Source organism: Pyramidobacter piscolens W5455, assembly GCF_000177335.1.
Lineage (GTDB): Bacteria > Synergistota > Synergistia > Synergistales > Dethiosulfovibrionaceae > Pyramidobacter > Pyramidobacter piscolens.
Map to the genome: position 1 here is coordinate 1 of NZ_ADFP01000095.1, position 22834 is coordinate 22834.

The following is a 22834-nucleotide window of genomic DNA, read 5'->3' on the forward strand; positions in this document are numbered from 1 at the left end:
GTTTTTTGTTTGTGCGCGATACACCGCGTGCTGCGCTGAGAACGCTGTTTTTTCTGGTGCGGACGGGGCTTTGTCAGCGGGAGACGTACTCGAAGCACCGGCCGTAGGTCTGGCAGCGCTGGCGGCGCCCCTTGCCCTTCGCTCCAACGAACTTGCCCGCGGCGGCCATCAGCGTGCCGCGAAGATAGACCTTTTCGGGAATGCCGTGCATCGGGAAGCCCTCGAAGGCGTTATAGTCGGTACCATGGTAGCTGGCGGCGTTGGTGATCTTGCCGCGATAGGCCGGATCGTAGACGACGATGTCGGCGTCGCAGCCGATGTCAAGGCGGCCCTTGTGAGGCAGCCCGAGCATACGCGCCGGAGCCGTGGCGAAGATTTCGACAAACTTCTGTTTGGTGAGGCGTCCCGTTTCGACACCTTGAGTCCAGAGCATCGCTAGACGGTCCTGAACGCCGGGCGCGCCGTTAGGGACCTTGGCGAAATTACCCAGCCCCTTCTTCTTCGCGCCTTCGTAGCCGCCGGTGTTGGCGCAGTGATCCGAGCCGACTGCCGTCAGCCAGCCGCGCTGAATGCCTTCCCACATGGCGTCCAAGTGCTCCTGCGGGCGCAACGCGGGCGAGCAGATGTATTTGGCGCCTTCAAAGCCGTCGTTGCCGCGCTTGGCAAGGTTTTCCAGATTCAGCGTCAGATAGTGCGTGCAGGTTTCGCCGTAGACGGGCAGGCCGCGGTTGTAAGCGTCGCGGATTGCCTCCATGGCGCCTCGGGTGCTGACGTGAACGACGAACAGCGGGCTTTCGGCAAGCTCCGACAGCGCGATGGCGCGCTGCGTCGCTTCCGTTTCGACAAGCGGCGGGCGCGAGTAGTAGTGGTACACCGGATCAGTCTTGCCCGCGGCGACCAGCTGCTTCTGCAGAACGTTGATAATGTCGCCGTTTTCGGCGTGGACCATCATTGTCACGCCGTAGTCGCGCGCGATCTGCATCGCCTTGAAAATGGCCTCGTCGTCGCAGTAAAAGGGAGATCCTTTGTAGGCCATGAACAGTTTCAGCGTCGCCACGCCGATTTCCGGCAGCTTGCGGATTTCCTCGAAGACGGAATCTTTGGGATCCATGATGATGCCGTGAAAGGCGTAATCGACGGAGCACGTGCCCTTGGCCTTGGCCGCCTGACGTTCAATGGCTTCGATCAGCGGGACTCCCGCGTCCTGAGGCGCGAAGTCGGCGATTGTCGTCGTGCCGCCCACGGCCGCCGCGTCGGCGGTGTCGAAGAGCAAGCCGCCGAACGAACCGTAGTGCACGTGTTCGTCCACGCCGCCGGGGAAGACGTATTTCCCCGCAGCATCGACCACTTCATCGGCCTTCACGTTCAAGTCCTTGCCGATCAGGCTGATGACGTCGTTTTCCACGTAAATGTCAGCGACATATTCGCCCGTCGTTGACAGAATGGTGCCGTTCTTTATTAAAAGGCTCACAGGCGCCCTCCTTTCCGTTTATGGGCGTAGCCCCGTTTCCCGAGACTCGCCGGTTTGGTCGCTATTCTTCCGCACAGAGAGGGTTGGCGGAACCGCGAGCGGGCTTCCATTTCAAAAAAGGGGGCTGTAAAGACAGCCCCCGGAGGAAATCAATGCCGCGCCGCGGGTTATTTGTCCAGCTTGCGCTCGTGCTTACGGTACACGGAAGGATCAATGCCTTCGAGATATTTCACCACTTCGGCGACCGGTACGACGTCGCAGAACTTGGCTTCCATGTCGAAAAGGTTCCACTCGATGACGCCGGGGACGCGGTCACCCACGGTACCCTCGGGAATGACGGTCTTGAAGCCGTAGCCGGTGGAATCCATGACGGTGTGGCGAACGCAGGCGCAAGAGGTGGCGCCCATGACGATAACGGTGTCGACGCCGAGGAAACAGAGAGTCTGAGCCAGATGCGTACCGAAGAAGTTGGAGGCGTACTTCTTATGGATGACGGGCTCCTCGGGGCGCGGCTTCAGCTTCGGGTCGATCTCCAGCCAGTCGGAGTTGATGTCCAAGGCGCTCATGGGGATCTTTTCGTCCCAGCGGGGAAGGTCCCACTGTTTCTCGCCCACGTAGCCGGTGGTGGTGTGGAAGATCGGCACGCCGGACTTGCGTCCCGCTTCGAGAACCTTCAGAGCTTCGGCGCAGACTTCGTTGGAGTGGTCGCAGGTGAACACGTGGCCTTCGCTCATCCATGCCTTTGCCATATCGACGGTGGTGATGGCGGGAGCTTTGCCAAATCCCATCCTTCTCATGAAACCGCGCTCTTTGTAAATCTTGCGGGCTTCGGCGAAAGCTTCCTTCAACAGAGTCTCGTTAAATCCGTAGTTATCGACAAATTTGTATTCCTTGTTTGCCATAAACAATTCATCCTTTCTGTCGTTGATTGTGCGATGAAGATGCGGCTCTTTTCTGCCCAGACTGCTCCGGATGCAGTCTCCTTGCGAGCGGCGCTCTGTACGGTAAAACAGAAGAGGTTCTTTGTTTTTAAAGTGTATGCATTTTACTTCTCTTATGCTCTGAGTAAAAAATATCATGTATTTTTTTTCTTGTAAATATGTGAGGGGCCTGTTGTCACGTTATAGGGCGGGACAAAACGTGACAGCCTTTTTGTCCCGCGGCGCCGAAAAAACGCGCGCGCTGTTCCGCAGCGGGAACAGCGCGTCAGCGTGGCGCGTGGTAAGAGCGAAGTTTTCTGATCATCATCCCGAGAATCGCCTCGACGTCTGTCTTGTTCTTGCGCGCGGCGGGAATCTGCCGCAGCGAAATCTCTAGAGCCGTCGACGTGGCGGTGGAGAACGTTGGCTCGTCGCAAAAGCGCAGGCCTTCGTCGTCCATCTGCGCCGTCCAGCACGACTTCATGCACCAGCAGTTCATGTTCGGCAGCAGCTGGTCTTTTTCGGAGACGAGCGCCACGTTGAACCATGGGTATTTTTTCAGATAGCCGACGATATTTTCCAGCGCCTGAGCGTACTCGCGGCGTTCAACGATAATGTGGTCCAGCCCCAGCAGGCTGAGGCTGCAGCTGATAAAGCCCTCGTTGATGCGCCGCTCCATCTCCTCGATCTGAAAGATCTCCCAGATTGACGTAATCGCACGGTCCTTTCGGTGCTGCGCAAACATGGCGTGAAGCATGCGGTTCATCTCCAGACAGTTCGAGAAGACGCTCTCGCTGACGTTGTTGTTGCTGAGAATGCGCCGCAGCAAGCCTTCTTCGGCATAAATCATCGCCGGCACGGGCAAGAAGGTGTACAGAACGTCCCCCAGCGGCGGCCAGCGCTTGAAGAGCTCGATAAAACTGCGCGCCTGAATGGCCGAGAAATTTCTGAAAATCCGACGGCAGCTGCGCAGCACCGTGGCAGCGACGTTTTTGTGCTGCTGGACGGAGTAGCTGTCGGTGAAGACCATCGAAGTCGACTGGTTGTCCGCCAGAGGAATCGTCATGATCGACATCGAATGTTCGAGCACAGCGAAAGAAAAATAGTAGATATTGTCGTCATAAAAGTTGTGCGCGTACCACTCGATGTTACGGTGGAACAGCAGCGGGCTGCATTTGACGAAGAAGAGCGAAAAGAGGTCGTTCTGCAGCGTGAAGTGCAGGGCGATCGTCGCCGTGAAGCCGCGGTTCAGCAAGGCGTACAGGCGGCGGCACCACAGGGCGCAGTATTCTTTGTCGTCCAACAGCCACGAAAAAAGCTCCGACTCGATGAAGATCAGATGACCGGGGCGGTCCATCATCTCGGCCATTTTCAGCAGCGCGTCCATGGCGTAGCGGTGCCCGCGCGTGCGGTCGTAGAGCGTCACTTCGACGCGTCCCGTGGCGCGCCGGTCGGCCGGCGCGGCGGGCACGCACGGCGCGCCGCCTTCGAGAATATCGCTCAGCAAGACAAAAAATTCCTCCTTGTCGGAGAAGCAGGCCGTCGGATGGATCTCCTGCAACGCCGACAAAAGCATCCGGCACGAGTCGTGTTGCCCCCAGTCCCAGAAGAACTGGAGTACTTCCTGAAAATAAGGCAAGCGGCGCGAGAGCGAGCGCGAGCCTCGCTTCCACTTCCTCACCAGACTGGCGTCAAGGTGCAGTTCCTTGGCGAGCATAGCCGAAGAGATTCCCAGACGTTCCATGAGGTAGCCTAAACTCGTCAGCGGCTTACGGATTCCAGTCACTTTTTTCACCTCTTTTAAGAGCATAATACCCATAAAATCACAGAAATTCATGCTTTTATCATAGCATATTTAAGAAAATTTCTGCAATCAAATTGTTGATGACGCAAGGAGAACTCGCGTCACGCCGTAGCAACAGCGCTGTCAGCTTCTGCCACCGCGAGATAAAATGCTATGCTTTGACGTGAAAATCGTGACGGACGGCGGTTAAACAGAAAAAGTTTCATGAAAAAGTGGCAAGGCTGCCGTCCTTCCAACCAAGGAAGAACCTTCCGGCGGCGACGCGCCCTTTCAGGTCTGCGCAGCAGGAAACACGCCGAGGTGCTAGTCGACCCCCTATTCGTCGAGTTCTTGCGCGCGACAGACGTCTTCGTAAAAGCGCCAGAGCGCGCCGAAGTCTTCCGCGCCGGCGGTGCGTATATGGTCGAGCATGGGCGGCCTCCTTTTGCGGCGAAGGAATGTTATTCGACGTCGATCCAGTAGCGCTGGATGGTGCCCGACTGCCCCATGCCGACGTCGTCTTCGATCTCGTTTTCCAGCACGCCGCCGTCGCCGACGATCGTGCGCGCCGAGGCAACGTTTCCCTTGTCGCAGGTGAGGAGCACGCGGTCGAGGTTCAGCTTTCGGCACTCTTTCAGGGCGAGGCGGAGCATCTCTTTGGCGCAGCCCTGGCGCCGCTGCGAGGGCAGGACGCTGTAGCCGATGTGCCCGCCGTAGCGGAGCAGGAAAGGGGTGAGGCGGTGACGGATCTCGAGGATGCCGACGAGCGTTTCGTCCTCTGGCCTCACCGCGAGAAACACGGTGGAGGGAACGTAGCCGTCGCCGTACTTTTTCGAGAGACGGTTTTCGAAATCGAGCCATTCGGCGTAGTTTTCGACGTCTTCAAGCCCGGCGCAGCCGGCGAAGTTCTCGCGCCGTTCCAGAAAAACGCGGCGATAGTTCATGACCTGCGCTTCGTGCGTCGCGTTCGGTCTGACCAATTTCAAGCGGTTCATAAGGGTTCCCCTCCTCTGGGCGATGTCCGCGGCGCGGCGGAATCTTGTCGTTCATTATAGCGGCGCGCCCTCGTTCCGGCAAGCGCGCGGCGATATGCCTTGACTAATTCCGCGACCGGTTGTTAAGATTTGCTTAGGCTTTTTGCACCGCCTGCGACTACGGCACAAACTGAACAGGCCGTCCCCTCGGGGAGCGGGCCGGGCCGCCGCGGCGCGGCAGCGGACGACGATCCGCGGGACGGAAGCGATTCGAGCGCGTCCCGCGGATTTTTTCGTGCTCCGCGGGCGGGAAGATTTCATGAAACCATCTGTTCAGGAGGAAATTGTCATGGATGAGGAAAAACGTGCCGGCGCGCCGGAAAAAACTCAGTTCGAAACGATCTCCACGCGCGTCTCCGTCGTTTGCGGCGCAGGCAATCTGCTGCTGGCGGCATTCAAGTTCGCATCCGGCGCGATCGGGCATTCCGACGCCATGATCAGCGACGCCGTCCACTCTACGTCCGACATCCTCGGCAGCGTCATCGTCGTTGCGGGCGTCAAGGTCTCGGCGCGGCCGTCGGACCGTTCGCATCCCTATGGGCACGAGCGGCTCGAATGCGTGGCGGGGCTGATTCTCGGCGGCATCCTGGCGACGATCGGCCTGCTGATCGGCTGGGGCGCTGTGGAGAAGATCTGGAGCGGCGCGTACCGGAACATGCCGCAGCCGGGCGGCATCGCGCTCTTCGCGGCGGCGCTGTCGATCGCCGTCAAGGAGTCGATGTTCTGGTACACGTGGCTGTGGGCGCGGCGCATCGACTCCACGGCGTTGAAAGCCGAAGCGTGGCATCATCGCTCCGACGCGCTGTCGTCGGTGGGCGCGCTGATCGGCATTGCCGGCGCGCGTATGGGGGCGCCGGCGATGGAACCGGCGGCCAGCCTCGTCATCTGCCTGTTCATCGTCAAGGCGGCGGCCGACATTTTCAAGGACGCCACCGACAAAGTGGTGGACCATGCCTGCGACGAGGCCACCGAGCGGGCGCTGCGCGAGTGCGTGGCCGCGCAGGCGGGCGTGCGCCGCATCGACCTGCTGAACACGCGCGAGTTCGGCAACCGCGTCTACGTCGACATCGAGATCGGCGTGGACGGGCTCTGTTCACTGGCCGCCGCCCACGCCGTCGCCGAAAGGGTCCACGACGCGGTCGAGGCGAACTTCCCGCAAGTCAAGCACGTGATGGTCCACGTCAATCCGCTCTGAATCCTCGCAGAATAAAAGTCGCCGCGGAGACGCGAAAATATATCACTTGTATAACATGCTTTTTGATTCGTTGTAAATGCGCGAACGATTCCGATCTGCAAAGGAGGTTTTTTTCATGCGCGATTTCGTCTTTTCCTGTCCGACGGTCACCTATTTCGGCGCGGACGCCGCCGTCCGCGCGCTCGGGAGCGAACTGCCCAAATACGGGCGAACGGTGATGCTCGCCTATGGCGGCGGTTCCGTCAAGAAAAACGGCGTTTACGACGCGGTCATGAAGCTGCTGCGCGCGGCGGGCAAGGACGTGACCGAATTCGGCGGCATCACGCCCAACCCAACGTACGCCAAAGTCCAGGAGGGCGCGCGCCTGGCCCGCGAGAAACGCGTCGACCTGATCCTCGCCGTCGGCGGCGGTTCCGTCAGCGACTGCTGCAAGGTCGTGGCCGCCCAAGCCATGACCGGCGAGGATCTGTGGGAGATGAAGTTCCGCTTCCACGCCGAGCCGGCGCGGTTCATCCCGCTCGGCGTGGTCGTCACCGTGGCGGGCACCGGCTCCGAACAGAACAATATCGCCGTGATCACCAACGAAGAGAAGAAGATCAAAGCCGGCATGACCGGCGCGTCGCCGTCCTTCGCGGCGCTCGACCCCGCCTATACGCTTTTCGCCCCTCTGCCGCAGGTCGTCTCGGGCGCGTTCGACACGCTCTCGCACTGCATGGAAAGCTACTTCGGCAAGCCGCTCGACGACAACCTCACCGACGAGATCGCCGAGGCCGTGATGCGCCACGTCATCCGCACCGCGCGCGCCCTCGTGAAAGAGCCGGGCGATCTGCGCGTGCGCGGCGAGCTGATGTGGGCGGCGGCCATCGGCGAAAACGGCCTGCTCAAGGCCGGCAAGGTCACCGACTTTCAGGCCCACCAGATCGAGCATCAGGTCGGCGCGTACACCAACTGCAACCACGGCATGGGACTGGCCGTGATCCAGCCGATTCTCTACCGCCACCTCTACAAGGCCGCGCCGCAGCGCTTCGCCCGCTGGGCGAAGAACGTGTGGGGCGCTGCCGACCGCGGCGACGACCGCGAGACCGCGCTGGCCGGCATCGCCGCGCTGGAACAGTTCGTGATCGACGTCGGCCTGCCCAACAGTTTCCGCAAGATGGGCATCGCCGACCGCTCCTTCTACAACGCCGTCGCCCGCAGCACCAACATCAAGGAAGGCTGCTGCCGCCAGCTCACTGTCGGCGAGATCTTCGACATCCTCACCGAGTGCTATTGAGCCGGGCGCAGTCGGTTTTAAACAAAACCGACTACGGAGAAGCGGCGAAGCGGGAAAAAAAACGAAAACTGAATTATCAATTACAGAAAAAGAGTCGATGATCACCGTGACCATCGGCTCTTTGTGTTTTCGATCCGTTTTTTGTTTTTCTTTGTACTTTTGCGTTTCTGCGGCGGTTTTTGTTTAAAACCTTATCCCACGACGTTGGCGACGATGACGCCGAGGTAGTTGCCGAGCACGTAGCCCAGCGTGCCGACCAGCAGCGCGGGGCCGACCAGGTCGAACCAGCCTTTGGAGATGGCCATGGCCGCGGCGGTGGTAGGGCCGCCGACGTTGGCGTTGGAAGCGACGACGAGGTCTTCGAGGTTGAAGCGGAAGAGCTTGCCGAAGAAGAACGTCACGACCATGTTCATGACGATGACGACGCCGGCGTAGGCGAACAGGATCGGCGAATTGGCGACGATCTCCATGATCGAGGCGGGCGCGCCGATGACGCCGAAGAAAATGTAAATCAGGAACGTGCCCGTCTCGCTGGCGCCGGGCGCGTTGCTGAACACGCGGGGAAAACTCGTGGCGAGGATCATCGTCACCGTGGTCATGATCAGATACTGATTCCCCAACAGCTGGTTGACGATCGACAGCGCCGTGGAAGTGGCGGGAATCGTCTTGCCGAAGTAGGCGGCCAGCGCTTTGGACGCGGCGACGATGATCGTGGCCGCGGCGAAATTGAAGGCGATGTGCTTCAGCCCCACGGGCTTGGGCTTCCAATAGTCGGCGGCGGCGTTGGCCGAAGCGGCGCCGGCTTCCATCCTGTCGACGAGCGGGTGTTTGTAGTGATTGCGGAACCAGACGATGCCGGGGATGGCGATCAGCACGAAGAAGTAGATCGCCATCAGCAGATTGTCGGCGACCACGCCGGCGGAGATCAGCTTCTTATCCGTCAGGAACGCGTCGGCCATGGCCGTGAAGTTGACCGAGCCGCCCGTGTAGGTCCCCGTGAACATGGCGGAAAACGCCTTCAGTTCCGGAACGTACTTGCCGAGCGCGAACGCGCCAAGCAGCGCTCCGGCCACCGTGCCGGCGGAGCTGAGCAGATAAACGACCAGCAGTTTGCCCGTTTCGCGGCCGATCTTTCGGATGTCGCAGTTGAACAGCAGCAGCGGCACCGCCAGCGGCACCACGTAGCTCCAGACGTTGTCGTACGCGGGCGCGTCGGTGGGAATCACCCTGAAGTTCGCCAGGATCATCATCAGGACCAGGGCCAGGACGCAGCCGGTCACCTTGCTGGCCCATTGGTACGTCTGCTCCAGCCAGATGCTCAGCGAGGCGGTGCCGACCATGACGGCCCAGAGGACCCACGTGTTGTCGGCGCTGATAAAAGACATGAAAAATTCCTCCTACAAAATAAAATCGCGCAGCGTTTCTCTTCCGCGGGGGCAGCCGCGGAAACTTCCCCCCCATGCGCCGGCATGAGATGTGAAGTTTTTAACTTGAACGGAGAAATTTTAGTTTTTTTGCGAGAGTTGGTCAATAAGTATTATGCAATGTATTTTTTTATGAAAAAACGCGCCGATTGCTCTAAAACAGAGCTGTAAGAGCGTTTAATACTATCTCTTGATCAAAAAGCCGAACTCGAGAGCGCTGCGAGGGAGATTCACAAAGCGGGCTGCCCAGACTGCGCAGCAGTCGAGATAGTTCTGAGCGACTGAACTCACTCGCAGCACCCTTATATTCAACTTTTTGATTAAGAAATAGTGTCAGTTTTGTTGGAAACTTTCCAGTGCCGCGGCGATACGGCGTACGCCCTCGGCCATCTGGGCGTCGGTCTGGCGCGCGAAGGTGAGGCGCAGCGAAAAGTCTTCGCCCTCGTAATTGGGCGTGAAACAGACGCCCGGGAAAAAGGCCACGTGCCAGTGATCGCGGGCGCGTACGGCGAAATCCATGGCCGAGACGCCGCCGTGCAGGCGGCACCACAGGAACATGCCCCCCAGCGGCGTTTCCCACGTCAGCCACTTCGTTGGGATTTGCGCGCTCATCAATCCAGTCAAAAGCCGGCAACGTCGCTTCAGATCGCGGCGTAGCTCGTCAATGTGCGCGTCGAACTGAGGATGTTTGATCACGCGCGCGGCGGCGCGGTGAAGCAAGGCGGGATAGCACAGCGCCGTGGCCTTGAGCGTCATCACGGCGCGTTCGACCAGTTCGTCCGGCAGTACCAGCCAGCCGAGGCGCATTCCCGGTGCGATCGTTTTCGAAAGGCTGCCCATGGAGATCGTGCAGTCAGGCGCCAGCGAATAATAGGAAGGTGGCGGCGCGGCGTCGAAGTTCAGCTCGCGATAGGGATCATCCTCGACGATGAAGAAACCGTACCGGCGCGCGACCTCCACGACGGCGCGGCGGCGTTCGGTCGAAGTGCAGCGTCCCGTGGGGTTCTGGAAGTTGGGGATGACATAGAAGAAGCTCGGCCGCAGTTCCCGCGCCAGGCGTTCGAGTTCGCCGGGCAGCGGGCCGTCGGCGTCCATGGAGACGCCCGCGAGGCGCGCGCCGGCTTTGGCGAAGCAGTCCAGCGTTTCGGGAAACGTCGGCGTTTCGCTCAGCACCGCGTCGCCGGGGTCGACGAACAGCTGCGCGAGCAGATCGGCGCCGCCGGTGCCGCCGTTGGTGACGACGATCTGTTCCGCCCGGATGCCGGCGCCGACGTCGAGGCGGTTCTGGCGTTCGGCCAGAGCTTCGCGCAGTTCTTCGTCGCCCTGCGAACCGGGGTAGGCGAGTATCTGCGGATCATCGGCGAGCAGCTCGTCGATGACGGCGCACAGCAGGTCGCGGGGATAAAGATCCGCCGCGGGCTGCCCGGAGTTGAAGAAGATCATGTCCTTCGCGTCGCGCAGATGAAAGACGTCCATCATGCAGCGGCGCAGGTTTTTGGCGCGATGACTGAGTCTGTATTCCATGGTCAGGCCTCCTGACTGAATTTTTCAAATTTGCGCCATTATAACATTTTCATGCCGGCTTGATAAATATCCGGCGGAGAAAACTCATGTCGCTTCATGCGAACGATCCGTGCTAGAATGAAATAAAAAGGGAGACGAACGCGGTTTGCGCCGCGCGGGATTCAATAAAAAGGAGAGATTCTGATGACTTTGAGAAAAATCGGTTTTGTCGGACTGGGCGTGATGGGGAGAGCGATGGCGTCGAACCTGATGAAGGCCGGCTTCGATCTGACGGTCTCCAACCGCAGCAAGACTTCCGCCGAAACGCTGCTGGCATCCGGCGCGGCGTGGGCGGAGAGTCCCGCGGATGTGATGCGCGCGGCCGACGCGGTGATCACGATCGTCGGCTATCCGCGCGACGTGGAGCAGGTCTACTTCGGCGAAAGAGGCCTGTTCGCGGGCTTTGCGCCGGGCAAGCTGCTCATCGATATGACCACCTCGTCGCCGCTGCTGGCCGCGAAAATCGGCGCCAGAGCGCGGGAACTCGGCTGCGAGGCTCTCGATGCGCCCGTTTCCGGCGGCGACGTGGGCGCGCGCGACGCCAAGCTGACGATCATGGCCGGCGGGCCGGAAACGGCGTTCAAACTGGCGGAGCCTCTGTTCGCCGCCATGGGCAAGGAGTGGAAACTGCAAGGGCCGTGGGGCGCGGGGCAGCATACCAAGATGGCCAATCAGATCGCCATCGCGTCCAACATGATGGGCGTCTGCGAAGCGCTGGCCTATGCGCGCGCCGCCGGGCTCGATCCGCGGCGCGTGCTCGAAAGCATCTCCGGCGGCGCGGCGGGCAGCTTTTCAATGAGCAACTTGGCGCCGCGCATGCTCAAAGGCGATTTCAAGCCCGGCTTTTACGTCAAGCACTTCATCAAAGACATGGGCATCGCCCTCGACTGCGCCAAGGAAATGAAGCTCGATCTGCCCGGCCTGGCGCTGGCCGACAAACTTTACCGCCGCCTGGCCGAATCGGGCGGCGAAAACGACGGCACGCAGGCGCTGTACAAGCTGTACGCATCGGAACGCAATTAGCGAAGCGCTTTTTACGGGGCGCGACGATCAGCCGGAAGTTTTTTTGGCCGATCGCCGCGCTTCGAGCGTTTCATGGCAAATGAAAAGTTGTCGCTTGACAGATCGAGAAAATAGAATTAGAATAATTCCAGAAAAGAGGCGAGGCCATGACAAAATACGCTCGGGGAATTCTCGACATCGTGAACGCTTCGCGCAGCCACCTGACGGCGGAACAGATTTTCTGGGAGCTGAAAAAGACGCAGCCCAAGGTCGTTCTGGCGACGGTGTACAACAATCTCAACGCGCTCTGCGCGCAAAAGCTGATCCGCCGCGTTCACGTCGAAGGATCGCCGGAGCGCTACGACCGGATCGAGAAGCACGATCATCTGATCTGCCAGAAGTGCGGCAAACTGGCGGACGTGACGCTGGCCGACCTGACCGGGGGGCTGGAAGAGCAGCTGGGGGAAAACATCACGTCCTATGACCTCAAAGTCTTTTACGTTTGTCCCGAATGCCGCCGCAAGGCGGAGGGGACGGCGCCGTAAGCGCGTGTGGGAAGGCTGGCGGTTCTGCCGGCAGCCATGGGGGAGATCCGCTCCGTCCGGGGGGACGGAGGGAAGACATGTTTTGAAAAAAATCAGGGGGATTATTCGGAAATGGCACAGAACAAGTACGAAGGCACCCAGACTCTCAAGAACCTGCAGGCGGCGTTCGCCGGCGAATCGCAGGCGCGCAACAAGTACACCTACTTCGCCTCGGTCGCCAGGAAGGAAGGCTACGAGCAGATCTCGGCCCTGTTCCAGAAGACGGCCGACAACGAGAAGGAACACGCCAAGATGTGGTTCAAGGAGCTGGACGGCATCGGCGACACCAAAGCCAATCTGGCCGCGGCCGCCGAGGGCGAGAACTACGAGTGGACCGACATGTACGACGGCTTCGCCAAGACTGCGGAGGAAGAGGGGTTCTCCGCGCTGGCCGCGAAGTTCCGTCTCGTCGCCGCCATCGAAAAGCATCACGAGGAACGTTACCGCGCCCTGCTCAAGAACGTGGAAAGCGGCGAAGTCTTCCAGAAGGGGGAAGTGAAGATCTGGGAGTGCCGCAACTGCGGCCACATCGTCGTCGGCGTCAAGGCGCCCGCCGTGTGCCCCGCCTGCGCCCATTCGCAGAGCTACTTCGAGATCCACGCCGAGAACTATTAAACCAAGAGCTGCCGCGGAGACACCGAGCCGCGGAGAAAAGCGAAAAAACGTAGTGCCGTTTTTTCAACGGAATCAAAAGCAGTTCCAGTGATACAAGCAGCCGAAGGTTGACGATTGCTCATTCGTCAACCTTCGGCTGCTTGTTCGTTTTAGATTGCGGACGGGAAAAAGCGGTTGCCGATATCTTGATGTTGATTTTGAATAGAACGCGACGACAGTGCTCCCCCGGAGCACTTTTATTATTCTGTATTTCAGCTCGAATCTTTGCTTGGGAAAGACGCTGCGCCGCGTTTGTCTTTTGCTTTTCCCTGCGCCTCCGTGGCGGCGTTTGTTCGAGAGCTCAGCACGCGAGCGCGCTCATGCGGAACAGACCGTCGCCGAGGCGCTGTGCGCGGATCACGAAGTCGAAGCGGTCCGTGTCGACGCACATCCAGAAGTCGTCCTCGGGGAACATGTCCTGCCGGGCAGGGTCGAAGAACTTCTGCCCTTCCGGGTCGGCACGCACGGCGGCCAATTCGCGTTCCATGTCCAGCGTTTCCCCCTTGAGCCGCGCCGTGATGTAGCGCGCGCAAAGGCGGTCTTCCGGCGTGCCGGAAACGCCCGCCAGCCCCATCGCCACCAGCGATACCCGCTCGGGATCGCGGCTGCGGATATAGCGCGCGGTGGCCGCGGCGTTAACGAGGCTGCCGGCGACGATCTCCGCCGCACCGGCGGCGGCCGCCAGCCCCTGCGTGCCGGCGCTGGTGGTGTGGATCACGGTTTTTCCACGGAAATCCGCGCCGCGCGTCTGCGACGGCGAGTTGCCGAAATCGAACCCCGGCAGGATCGCGCCGCCGCGCTCGCCGATCAGCACGGCGCCGGGATGTTCGGCTTTGAGGCGCCGGGCTTCGGATTCCGCGCCGACGGCGAAAATCGACGCCGCGCCGCGCGCGAACAGCCACGCTTCCAGCGAAAAAGCGCGGAACACGTCGATGACGACCGTCAGCCCGCGGGCCCGCCGCGCGCCGTCGAGCAGTTCGAGAATTTGTATGTCCATCGGATCGCCAGCCTTCATGGGATTGCGCCGCCGTGGATCTCTTTCGGGCGCGCCGCCTTTCCATTATATGATGAACGGCGCCGTCTGGGAATGGGCTCTTGGAGCGGGCGACGTTCTGCGTTGAAAAACAACCGGAGAAAGCGCAGGCCGCCGCGTTTCTCGCTCTGGAGTAATGGCGCTGCGGCATAAAAACGGGGCAGGGCCTTTCAATTTCGTCGTTTTTTTGTATTATTATGCTGAAACGCGGGCGAATTTGCCTTCTAAGGAAAGGGGGAACATCGTGTGAAAACGCTTGGGGCTCCGCAGGCGGTGACGGTGCGGCAGATCGCGCAGCTCCATAATTTCAAAAAATATACGCGCCTTGTCGCCGGCGAGGAAGGGCTCGACCGTCAGGTAGCATATACCACTGTCTGGGAATCGCCGGAGCTGGCGAGCCGCCTCGAAGGGCAGGAGTTTGTCTTCAGCGTGGGCTATTTGGCACGAACCAATCCGCCTCTGGCGCTGGAAGGTTTTCGGGCGTTGACGAACGTCGTATCGGCGATGGGGTTCAAGCTCGGCCCTCATATCGACGAAATCCCCACTGAGTTCATCAAGATTGCCGACGAGAAAAACGTTCCTCTGTTCGAGATTCGCGCAGACTGTCAGTTCAGGTGGCTCATCCAGTCCATCATGGCCGAAATCAATCTCTACCAGGCCAGCGTTTTGATGGAAGTGAACCAGTATTTCCATGACCTCTATGAACTGGCCATGAAAGACGGACGGGATTCCGTCCTTTTGTCGCAGCTTTCCGAGCGGATCCGCGCGCTCTGCTTCCTTCTTCCTCCCGACTTGCAGGAACCCATATGGCCGCAAAAACGGCAGGCAGGACGAGCTGAAAATACGCTTTTGCAGGGAGCGCACGAAGTTTTTCGCAAGGCCTGCGTGACGCAGGGAGAGTTTCATGAGCCCCCGTGGCATATCTTCCCGCTGACGGGTAAGAACTATTGTCTTGGTTATCTGGTCGTGCATCATAAGCCGGCTCTGGGCGACAAGGAACGTTTGATGATCCAACAGCTGCAGATGAGACTGACGATGAAGTGGAACGAGCGCTTCGAGGATACGCGCCGGACGTTGATGAGCCTGTGGAACAGCCTGCTCTACAATCCCAAAGATAAAAGAGAGTTCATCAGCCATACGCTGGAACGTTGCGGACTGGACGCCGAACAAGCGTTCCGCGTGCTGGTGTTCTCGGCCCGTCCGGGACTGGACGAGGCGTTTCGGCGGGGAGCGCAGTTTACCATGGGGAGCCTTGGACGTCTGATCCCGCATAAGATATTGCTCTGGGTGACCCCATCGGAATGCGTGCTGCTGTGTTCGTCGACCGGCGGGCAGAAACTGCCTCAGTATATGATCAAGGCCAAAGAACTGCTGGCCCCCGATCCATCGGCCGTTTTATCGGTCGGACCGTCGGTAAGGAGGATCGAAGAGATCCGCGACAGCTACCGTATGGCGAAAAACTGTTTCCGCGCGGTCTGCAGCCGATATGACAGGCCGGAATCGCTCCTTTGCTGTGACGATTGGCTCTTCGAACTGTCCCAGATCGAAGGGGCGGATACGCTGGAGAGCCGCCTGCTCGTGAAGAAAGTTCTTGAGCCGTTGCTTCGGTATGACCGCGACCACGGCAATACCGCTTTTCAGGATACGTTGAGGGCAATGAACCGAACGGAGAACCTCAGCGAGGCGGCAGGGGTTCTTCACGTGCATGAAAACACGCTTCGTTACCGCGTGCAGCGCATGAAGGATTTGACGGGGCTCGATTTGTTCCGCTACAGAGACCGGGCGATGCTGGCCCGCGCGCTGTTCTGTTTTGAAATAAACGGTAAATAGTAAATACCGTCCGCCAACGAGGGCTTTGTCGTAATTTCGTTACGACAAAGCCCTCGTTGGCGGACGGTATTTATATTTTTCTACAAAAATATTCATAAATTATGTTTTTCTGGATAAAGACATAAGGTTTATTTTTCATTAAGATCTAATCAGCGCGGTATAGGACGTATTTTCAGTTGGAATAGGAGGAAGAAATATGGCACGAAATGTGATCAAGCCGGTCATGTCGGCCAATGAAGCCGTCAAAAACGTCAAAGACGGCATGTCCGTCATGATTGGGGGATTCAATTTCGGCGGCGTTCCCTACACGCTCGTCGAAGCGCTTGAGAAAGCCGGCACCAGCGGACTGACCATGATCTCCAACGACACGAGTTACGCTGATGTCGGCCACGGCCGGCTCGTGGCGGCAGGGCAGATCAAAAAGGTCATCGCTTCGCATATCGGCATCAACAAAAAGACCGGCGAGCAGTACAACGCCGGCACGCTCGAACTGGAACTCGTTCCCCAGGGAACTTTCGTCGAGCGCATCCGCGCCGGCGGCTTCGGGCTGGGCGGATTCCTGACGCCTACCGGCGTCGGCACCAAAGTGGAGGAGGGCAAGCAAGTCATTGAAGTGAACGGCAAAAAATATCTGCTCGAACTGCCGCTGCACGCCGACGTGGCGTTGATCCGAGCCCACAAGGCCGATCGCATGGGCAACCTGACCTATTTCGGCACGAACCGCAACTTCAATCCCACCATGGCCACCGCGGCCGATCTGGTGATTGCCGAAGTCGATTCGATCGTCGACGTGGGCGAGCTCGATCCCGACAACGTCGTGACCCCCGGCATTCTGGTGGACATTCTGGTCGTGAAGGGAGACAACTACTATGCTGCCCGTACTTAACGAAGACGTCGTCCGCAATCGCATCGCCAAACGCATCGCGCTGGAGTTTGAAGACGGCGACGTGGTCAATCTCGGCATCGGCATCCCCACGCTGGTCTCCAACTTTGTGCCCGAAGAGCGCCGCCTCGTCATCCAGACCGAAAACGGCTGTCTCGGCGCCGGCCCCGAACCCGAGCAGAAAGATTACCGCTTCATCGGCGCCGGCGGACGTTTTATCACGCCGCTGCCCGGCTGCTCGTTCTTCGGCAGCGACATGAGCTTCGGCCTGATCCGCGGCGGACACGTCGACGCCACCGTGCTCGGCACGCTGGAAGTCGATCAGGAAGGCAATCTCGCCAACTGGATCATCCCCGGCAAACTGCTGCCCGGCATGGGCGGCGCGATGGATCTCGTCGTCGGCGCCAAACGCGTTATCGTCGCCACCACCCACTGCGATAAAAAAGGCCATCCCAAGATCCTCAAAAAGTGCCGCCTGCCCCTGACGGCGGTAGGCGTGGTTTCCCTGATCGTCACCGAATTCGCCGTGTTCTCCATTGAGGACGGCACGATGACCTTGCTGGAAATCGCGCCCGAAGTGACCAAGGAAGACATTCGCGCTCATACCGAGGCGGACTATGTCGAGGCTGAAATCATCACGCAGATGAAAGGCACGGAAGTGTCAGAAACGGAGGCGGTGAAATAAAATGAGCAACCCCGTTATTATCAGCGCAGCGCGTACGGCCGGGGGAAAATTCGGCGGCGCGCTTTCCAAGCTGAGCGGCCCCGAATTGGGCGCTATCGCACTCAAAGCGGCCGTTCAGCGTGCCGGCATCAAAGGCGAGGACGTCGACGAGGTGATCCTCGGCACCGGCTGGCAAGCCGGCGTCGGCGCCAACCCTGCCCGTATCGCCATGTACGGCGCCGGCATCCCCAGCTCCGTTCCCGCGTTCACCGTGAACATCCGCTGCGGTTCCGGCCTGCGCACCATCATGCTGGCTGCCGACCGCATCCGCCTCGGCGACGCCAAAGTCATCGTCGCCGGCGGAATGGAGAGCGCCTCGAACGTCCCCTACCTTTTGCCCAAGGCGCGCTGGGGCTATCGCATGGGCGAACAGAAAGTCCTCGACGCCCTGCACAAAGACGGCTTCTTCTGCCCCGTCGCTCAGCACCTGATGGGGGAACTGTGCGAAGAGATTGCCGCCGAGTACAAAATCTCGCGCCAGGAGCAGGACGAGTTCGCGCTCGCCTCTCATCAAAAGGCCGCCGCCGCGACGGCCGCCGGACTTTTCAAGGACGAGATCGTCCCCGTCGCCGTCAAGGACAAAAAGATGGGCGAGATCGTCTGCGACACCGACGAGATCTTCCGCGCCGATACCTCGCTTGAAAAGCTTGCCAAGCTGCCTCCCATCTACAAAAAGGACGGCGGCACGATCACCGCCGGCAGCAGTTCGGCCCTGTGCGACAACGGCGCGATCGTCATTGTTGCCGACAGCGAATGGGCGAAAGAACGCGGGCTCAAACCGCTGGCCGAGATCCTTGGCTACAGCGCCGCAGCGCTTGACGCCGAGCGTTTCCCGCTTGGCCCCGTCGTCGCCATGCCCAAGGCGCTGTCCAAAGCCGGACTGAAACTGAGCGACATGGATCTGATCGAGATCAACGAAGCGTTTGCAGCTCAAGTCATCGCCTGTCACCGCGAAATGCCGTTCGACATGGAAAAGCTGAACGTCCACGGCGGCGCGATCGCCCTTGGGCACCCCATTGGCGCGACCGGCGCCAAGATCACGACCACGCTGATCAACGCGCTCGGTCAGCAGGGCAAGGAGCTCGGCATCGCTTCCGCCTGCATCGGCGGCGGCCAGGGCGTGGCTATGGTGGTAAAGAAATTGTAAAAGAGAAGCACAGTTAAGGGGTATAATTATTAAAAACGAGATTTGCAAGGCAGAGTGGGAAGTTCAGATGGTGTTGAACAGAGTTGCATTGAGTTTTATGTTAAATATATTCAAAGAAAGAAGGGGCGTAACAATGAGAAAACGTTTTTGTCGTTTAGGGATGCTCATTGCTTTTTGTGGATGTTTCTTCACCTCAGAAGTACATGCGGAGCGTATATTTCTCAATATCGGCACAACAAATAAAACGTCTATCCTTTATCCGTACTATGTCAATATGATTAAAATTTTTAGGAAGTACGCTCCAGATCTTAAACCTACGGTAATTGAAACGGGCGCTGCCGTGGATAATATCAATCGTCTCGCAAAAGGGCAGATCGATATTGGCATGGTAATGGATTCTACCGCTTATGAAGCCTACAATGGCCTAGGTAAGTGGCAGGGAACTCCTGTTAAGGATTTAAGAGCCGTTCTCACCTACGCTGTTAATTCGGTTCCTTATGTTGTTACCGAAGAAAGCGGTATTACAAACGCGGAACAGCTTCAGGGCAAACCTGTTTCGCCTGGTATGAGGGGAAGCGGGAATGAAGCGGTATGCGAATCTGTCTTTTCGGCCCTTGGCATTCAGCCGGAATGGTTCCGTGGCAGCCTTAGCGATGCGGCAGACGCTATGAAGGATCGCCGTATTGTATGCGTCAATAAAACAAGCAATGGGCTTTCACCTGACGCGACTTTTATTGAATTACAAACATTTATTCGCCTGAATGTCATCGATTGGACGCCAGAGCAAATCGCCAAAGTCAGGGAAGTGTATCCATATTTCAAGACAGCAGTTCAACCTACCGGTTCCTTGAACGCTCAAACTAAGGATGCTACAACATGGGCGACATATCTCGGCGACGCGGCCATGGCAAGTATGTCTGAGAAAGCCATTTATATGTATGTGAAAGCTTGCTTTGAGGGCAAGGAAGAACAGTCTAAAGTTTATGCGGCTGCTGGACAATCGGATTTTATTGCGGCAACTCTTGATATGGGAATTCCTCTTCATAAAGGAACGGTTAAATATTTCAGAGAGATTGGTGTTCAGATACCAGAACAATTAATCCCTGTAGAAGCGAAATAAAAATAGTCTGTTTTTCCTTGGTAGAATGAAGGGGCAGCTTGAACCTTTGTCCTGTATGTTGTGTTTCCCCTGATGAAAAGGCAAGTTAAAATGAATTACAAGCGGCAAAGGATTTTAATGTGAGGGTCATTATGTGTGTTAAGGAGCGAACAACGCGATGATAAATAAGACAGAAAGGGTAATGGATGAGTCTTTTGTAAAGGTTTTTTCGAAAGATCAGCGGCTTATCTCGACGATTGCCCTCTTGATGACACTTTTTATTCTTTATACAGCGGCTTTTGGATTTTTCCCTAGTCTTATTCAACGTCCTGTATTCGTTGGTTTTGCCCTTGTTCTTGCCTATTTGATGCATCCTCATGTATCGAAAAAGAACAGATCCATTGGCATTATGGGCGGGGTTGGAGTGATTCTCGCCGTAATATGTACCGGGTGGGTGGCGATTAACAGCGACCGTTTCATGACAATGGGAACTGAGTCTAATGCTTACGATCTTGCATTTGCGGTTATTCTTGTGCTTTTGCTGCTTGAAGCGGCCCGGCGTACAATGGGGCCCATTTTTGCGGTACTTACGGTTATTACGATCGTTTATGCTTTTGTTGGGCCATGGCTGCCAGGGAATTTTGCGCATCGAGGCTTTAGTTTCGAGTTTATTGCACAGCATCTCTATGTGGGATCGTATGGAATCTGGGGTACCACGACGGGAACCATGGTTGGGATGGTGGCGATATTTATTTTGTTTGGTGCGATCCTCTCGATCACTGGAGGAGCAAAGGTGTTCTTGAATATCGCGACACTTTTTGGCGGACGGGCGATTGGCGGTCCTGCAAAAGTCGCTGTCATCGGAAGTTCTTTGTTTGGCATGGTCAGCGGAAGCGCATCGGCAAATGGAGCAGTTATTGGTGCAATGACGATCCCTATGATGAAAAAAAGTGGTTATGACTCGGAGTTTGCGGCCGCAGCTGAGGCTGTCGCTGGTACTGGAGGGCAAATTATGCCTCCTATCATGGGAGCAGGGGCCTTTATTATCGCAGAGAAACTGGGTGTAACTTACCTGACTGTAGCCGCGGCCGCTATTATTCCTGCGGTAATCTACTATGTCGGGTTATTTGCTGCGATCCACTTCACGTCACTAAAAAACGGCATGCAGGCTCTTTCTAAGGAAGAATTTGCCAAAGCAAAAGAATCACTCGAGTTTCACAGTATTGTCGGATTGTTTATTCCCTTGATCGTGCTTATCGTGTTTTTAGCTCGCGGATACACCGTTGCAACGTCAGGCGTAATTGCCAGCATCCTGGCGATAGTTTTATACGTTTTTACAGACTTGGACACGAGAGCCATTTTGCGTCGTTCTACCCGGGTAATTGTTGCTTTTGTGGACGGAGCTAAGGGCTTGATCGTTATTGCTCTGCTTGGGGCCTGTGCTGATATTATAATCGGAATGTTGTCATTGACAGGGCTAGGGGTTGAGATATCCTCTGCCATTTATTCATTGAGTGGAGGGTATCTTCTCCTGGGACTATTCCTGGGAATGATTACCACATTAATACTTGGTATGGGGCTCCCGACGACGGCCGCTTTTATTTTAGGTTCATCCGTTGTTGCCCCTGCGCTGGCGGAATTCAATTTGAATCCCATGGCGATTAACCTGTTTCTTTTCTACTTTGCATGTATTTCTGCTTTCACGCCTCCTGTATGCGTGGCAATTTATATCACGGCGGGAATTGCTGATTGTAATTGGGTCAAAGCTGGTTACAGAGCCTGCCAGCTTGGCGCGGCTGGTTTTTTAGTTCCTTATTTGGCCGTTTTTGAAAATAGTTTGATTCTGCAGGACACAGTCTTAGCCATCATTGTTGATACGCTTATTGCTTTGTGCGGGACGGTCATGCTTGCCGCTGCAATGATGGGTAATTTTTTCTATAACATCAATTGGTTCTACAGGTTTGTCCTTTTTGCAGGAGGGCTGGCTACGCTTGTGCCTGGTTACTTGAGCAGCGGCATCGGTATTGCGAGTGCAATTATGGTTTTTATTCTTGTCCGGGGAGGCTCAAAAGGGTCTCATATCATTGCAAGCTTCTAGGAGGGCGCTTTATGAAACTGGGTTTTATCGGTCTTGGACAAATGGGCAAATATTGTGCATTAAATCTGTTGAAGAACCGAGGGGAACTTCATGTTAATGATATTGATCCGGAAGCCGTTGCTTTCTTGATTTCTCATGGCGCAAAGAAGAGCGATTCTAACGCTGAATTGATGAGCGTGTGCGATATCGTTTTTTTGTGTTTGCCGAATGGTGATATCGTTGAAAAAGTTATTTTTGGCGAGCATGGGCTTGCCGAGGGCTTCGAAAAAGGGAAAATTATTGTTGACCTGACCACTGCTGATTATCAAAAGACGAGAGAAACGGCGCTTCGAGTGGAAGCTTTGGGCGTTAACTTTATTGATGCTCCCTTATCGGGCATGGAAGCTCGGGCAAAGACAGGACAGCTCAGTGTTATGTGCGGAGGTAAGAAGAATGTTTTTGATGTGGTCTCTACGTATCTCGATGATATTGGGAGTTCAGTCCTGTTTCTGGGCGAGTATGGAAGTGGGCAACTTGCAAAGATGATAAATAATGTACTCTACAATATTAATATGGCGGCTCTTGCAGAAATATTACCTTTTGCTGTCAAGATGGGGCTGGCTCCGGAGAAAGTAGGAACATTGGTGAATGCGGGGACAGGGAGAAGCTACGCTTCTGAATATTTTATTCCGAAAATTTTGGAGCGGGATTTTGTCTACGGATTTACAATGGACAGTGCCTACAAAGACATGCAAAGTGCCAGTGTTATTTCGGCGAAAATGAAAATTCCTACACCTGTGCTTCATGCGGCGATGACTACTTATCAAATGACGCTTCTTGAAGGTTGGGGGCAAGAATATAAGGGGGCGATGATCAAAGTTTATGAAAAATTATTAGGTGTTAAGTTTTCGAAAAACGTGGAGATGATTTCGTGAAATATCAACGTTGAACCGGAGTGCTAATTCAAAAAACAGAATTGATTGTGCAGGGAAGACGAATAATGATTCCGTTCGATCCTTGAATGATTGATTATTATTACGTTTCTGATTGCAATTGACTTCTGGAGATATTAAAAGAGCAAGCGTAAATCTAACAACACAGCCCGTCGATCTTTGGGGGGGGACGGGCTGTGTTGTTG

At 56.9% G+C, this 22834-nt stretch carries 19 protein-coding genes and 1 riboswitch; of the genes, 12 read left to right on the forward strand and 7 right to left on the reverse strand.

From position 1 onward, the window contains the following. Nucleotides 1-73: 73 nt before the first annotated feature. From hydA to HMPREF7215_RS08690, 4 genes are all read right to left on the reverse strand, one after another. Complete coding sequence (gene hydA, locus HMPREF7215_RS08675; RefSeq protein ID WP_009165433.1) at nt 74-1471, reverse strand: dihydropyrimidinase; 1398 nt, start codon at nt 1469-1471, stop codon at nt 74-76. Nucleotides 1472-1638: 167 nt separating this feature from the next. Then, complete coding sequence (locus HMPREF7215_RS08680) at nt 1639-2373, reverse strand: isochorismatase family protein (protein ID WP_009165434.1); 735 nt, start codon at nt 2371-2373, stop codon at nt 1639-1641. 304 nt (nt 2374-2677) lie between these two features. Further along, a complete protein-coding gene (locus tag HMPREF7215_RS08685) occupies nt 2678-4177 on the reverse strand; it encodes a hypothetical protein (protein ID WP_156797501.1) in 1500 nt (499 codons plus the stop codon). 458 nt (nt 4178-4635) lie between these two features. Continuing rightward, nucleotides 4636-5169, reverse strand: coding sequence for a GNAT family N-acetyltransferase (locus HMPREF7215_RS08690; protein WP_009165437.1), 534 nt, complete (start codon nt 5167-5169; stop codon nt 4636-4638). A gap of 159 nt (nt 5170-5328) precedes the next feature. Next, nucleotides 5329-5413: riboswitch (NiCo riboswitch) on the forward strand. A gap of 84 nt (nt 5414-5497) precedes the next feature. On the opposite strand from HMPREF7215_RS08690, the gene HMPREF7215_RS08695 reads away from it, so the two are divergent. Continuing rightward, nucleotides 5498-6403 (forward strand): cation diffusion facilitator family transporter, encoded by a 906-nt coding sequence (locus HMPREF7215_RS08695; protein ID WP_009165438.1) that lies wholly within the window; start codon nt 5498-5500, stop codon nt 6401-6403. Nucleotides 6404-6518: 115 nt separating this feature from the next. Next, on the forward strand, nt 6519-7676 hold the full coding sequence (locus HMPREF7215_RS08700) for an iron-containing alcohol dehydrogenase (RefSeq protein WP_009165439.1): 1158 nt from the start codon (nt 6519-6521) through the stop codon (nt 7674-7676). A gap of 191 nt (nt 7677-7867) precedes the next feature. Here HMPREF7215_RS08700 and HMPREF7215_RS08705 read toward each other — a convergent pair whose 3' ends face one another. Further along, a complete protein-coding gene (locus HMPREF7215_RS08705) occupies nt 7868-9061 on the reverse strand; it encodes a DUF819 family protein (protein WP_009165440.1) in 1194 nt (397 codons plus the stop codon). Nucleotides 9062-9433: 372 nt separating this feature from the next. After that, a complete protein-coding gene (locus tag HMPREF7215_RS08710; RefSeq protein WP_009165442.1) occupies nt 9434-10624 on the reverse strand; it encodes an aminotransferase-like domain-containing protein in 1191 nt (396 codons plus the stop codon). A 183-nt stretch (nt 10625-10807) separates the two neighbouring features. Here HMPREF7215_RS08710 and HMPREF7215_RS08715 point away from each other — a divergent pair, with 183 nt between their 5' ends. From HMPREF7215_RS08715 to rbr, 3 genes are all read left to right on the forward strand, one after another. Then, complete coding sequence (locus HMPREF7215_RS08715) at nt 10808-11686, forward strand: NAD(P)-dependent oxidoreductase (protein WP_009165443.1); 879 nt, start codon at nt 10808-10810, stop codon at nt 11684-11686. Between the two features lie 146 nt (nt 11687-11832). Next, entirely contained in the window at nt 11833-12210 is a 378-nt protein-coding gene (locus tag HMPREF7215_RS08720; RefSeq protein ID WP_009165445.1) for a Fur family transcriptional regulator, read from the forward strand. Between the two features lie 111 nt (nt 12211-12321). Further along, a complete protein-coding gene (gene rbr / locus HMPREF7215_RS08725) occupies nt 12322-12864 on the forward strand; it encodes a rubrerythrin (RefSeq protein ID WP_040551028.1) in 543 nt (180 codons plus the stop codon). Between the two features lie 340 nt (nt 12865-13204). Here rbr and HMPREF7215_RS08730 read toward each other — a convergent pair whose 3' ends face one another. Next, nucleotides 13205-13918 (reverse strand): 2-phosphosulfolactate phosphatase, encoded by a 714-nt coding sequence (locus tag HMPREF7215_RS08730; RefSeq protein WP_198004587.1) that lies wholly within the window; start codon nt 13916-13918, stop codon nt 13205-13207. 264 nt (nt 13919-14182) lie between these two features. Here HMPREF7215_RS08730 and HMPREF7215_RS08735 point away from each other — a divergent pair, with 264 nt between their 5' ends. The 7 genes from HMPREF7215_RS08735 (at nt 14183) to HMPREF7215_RS08765 (ending at nt 22631) form a co-directional block, all read left to right on the forward strand. Then, nucleotides 14183-15766: a PucR family transcriptional regulator gene (locus HMPREF7215_RS08735; protein WP_009165450.1), complete on the forward strand. Its 1584-nt coding sequence runs from the start codon at nt 14183-14185 to the stop codon at nt 15764-15766. Between the two features lie 196 nt (nt 15767-15962). Further along, nucleotides 15963-16652, forward strand: a complete 690-nt coding sequence (locus HMPREF7215_RS08740; protein WP_009165451.1) for a CoA transferase subunit A — start codon at nt 15963-15965, stop codon at nt 16650-16652. Then, the gene (locus HMPREF7215_RS08745; protein WP_009165452.1) at nt 16636-17334 is read left to right on the forward strand and encodes a 3-oxoacid CoA-transferase subunit B; all 699 of its coding nucleotides are present in this window, start codon (nt 16636-16638) and stop codon (nt 17332-17334) included. Before HMPREF7215_RS08740 ends, HMPREF7215_RS08745 begins: the two co-directional genes overlap by 17 nt. A gap of 1 nt (nt 17335) precedes the next feature. Beyond that, a complete protein-coding gene (locus tag HMPREF7215_RS08750) occupies nt 17336-18520 on the forward strand; it encodes a thiolase family protein (protein WP_009165453.1) in 1185 nt (394 codons plus the stop codon). A 133-nt stretch (nt 18521-18653) separates the two neighbouring features. Continuing rightward, nucleotides 18654-19640 carry a TAXI family TRAP transporter solute-binding subunit gene (locus HMPREF7215_RS08755; protein WP_009165454.1) on the forward strand — a complete coding sequence of 329 codons (987 nt, stop codon included), beginning with the start codon at nt 18654-18656 and terminating at the stop codon, nt 19638-19640. A 157-nt stretch (nt 19641-19797) separates the two neighbouring features. After that, entirely contained in the window at nt 19798-21717 is a 1920-nt protein-coding gene (locus HMPREF7215_RS08760) for a TRAP transporter permease (protein ID WP_009165455.1), read from the forward strand. Between the two features lie 11 nt (nt 21718-21728). Continuing rightward, complete coding sequence (locus tag HMPREF7215_RS08765; protein WP_009165456.1) at nt 21729-22631, forward strand: NAD(P)-dependent oxidoreductase; 903 nt, start codon at nt 21729-21731, stop codon at nt 22629-22631. The last annotated feature ends 203 nt before the right edge of the window (nt 22632-22834 follow it).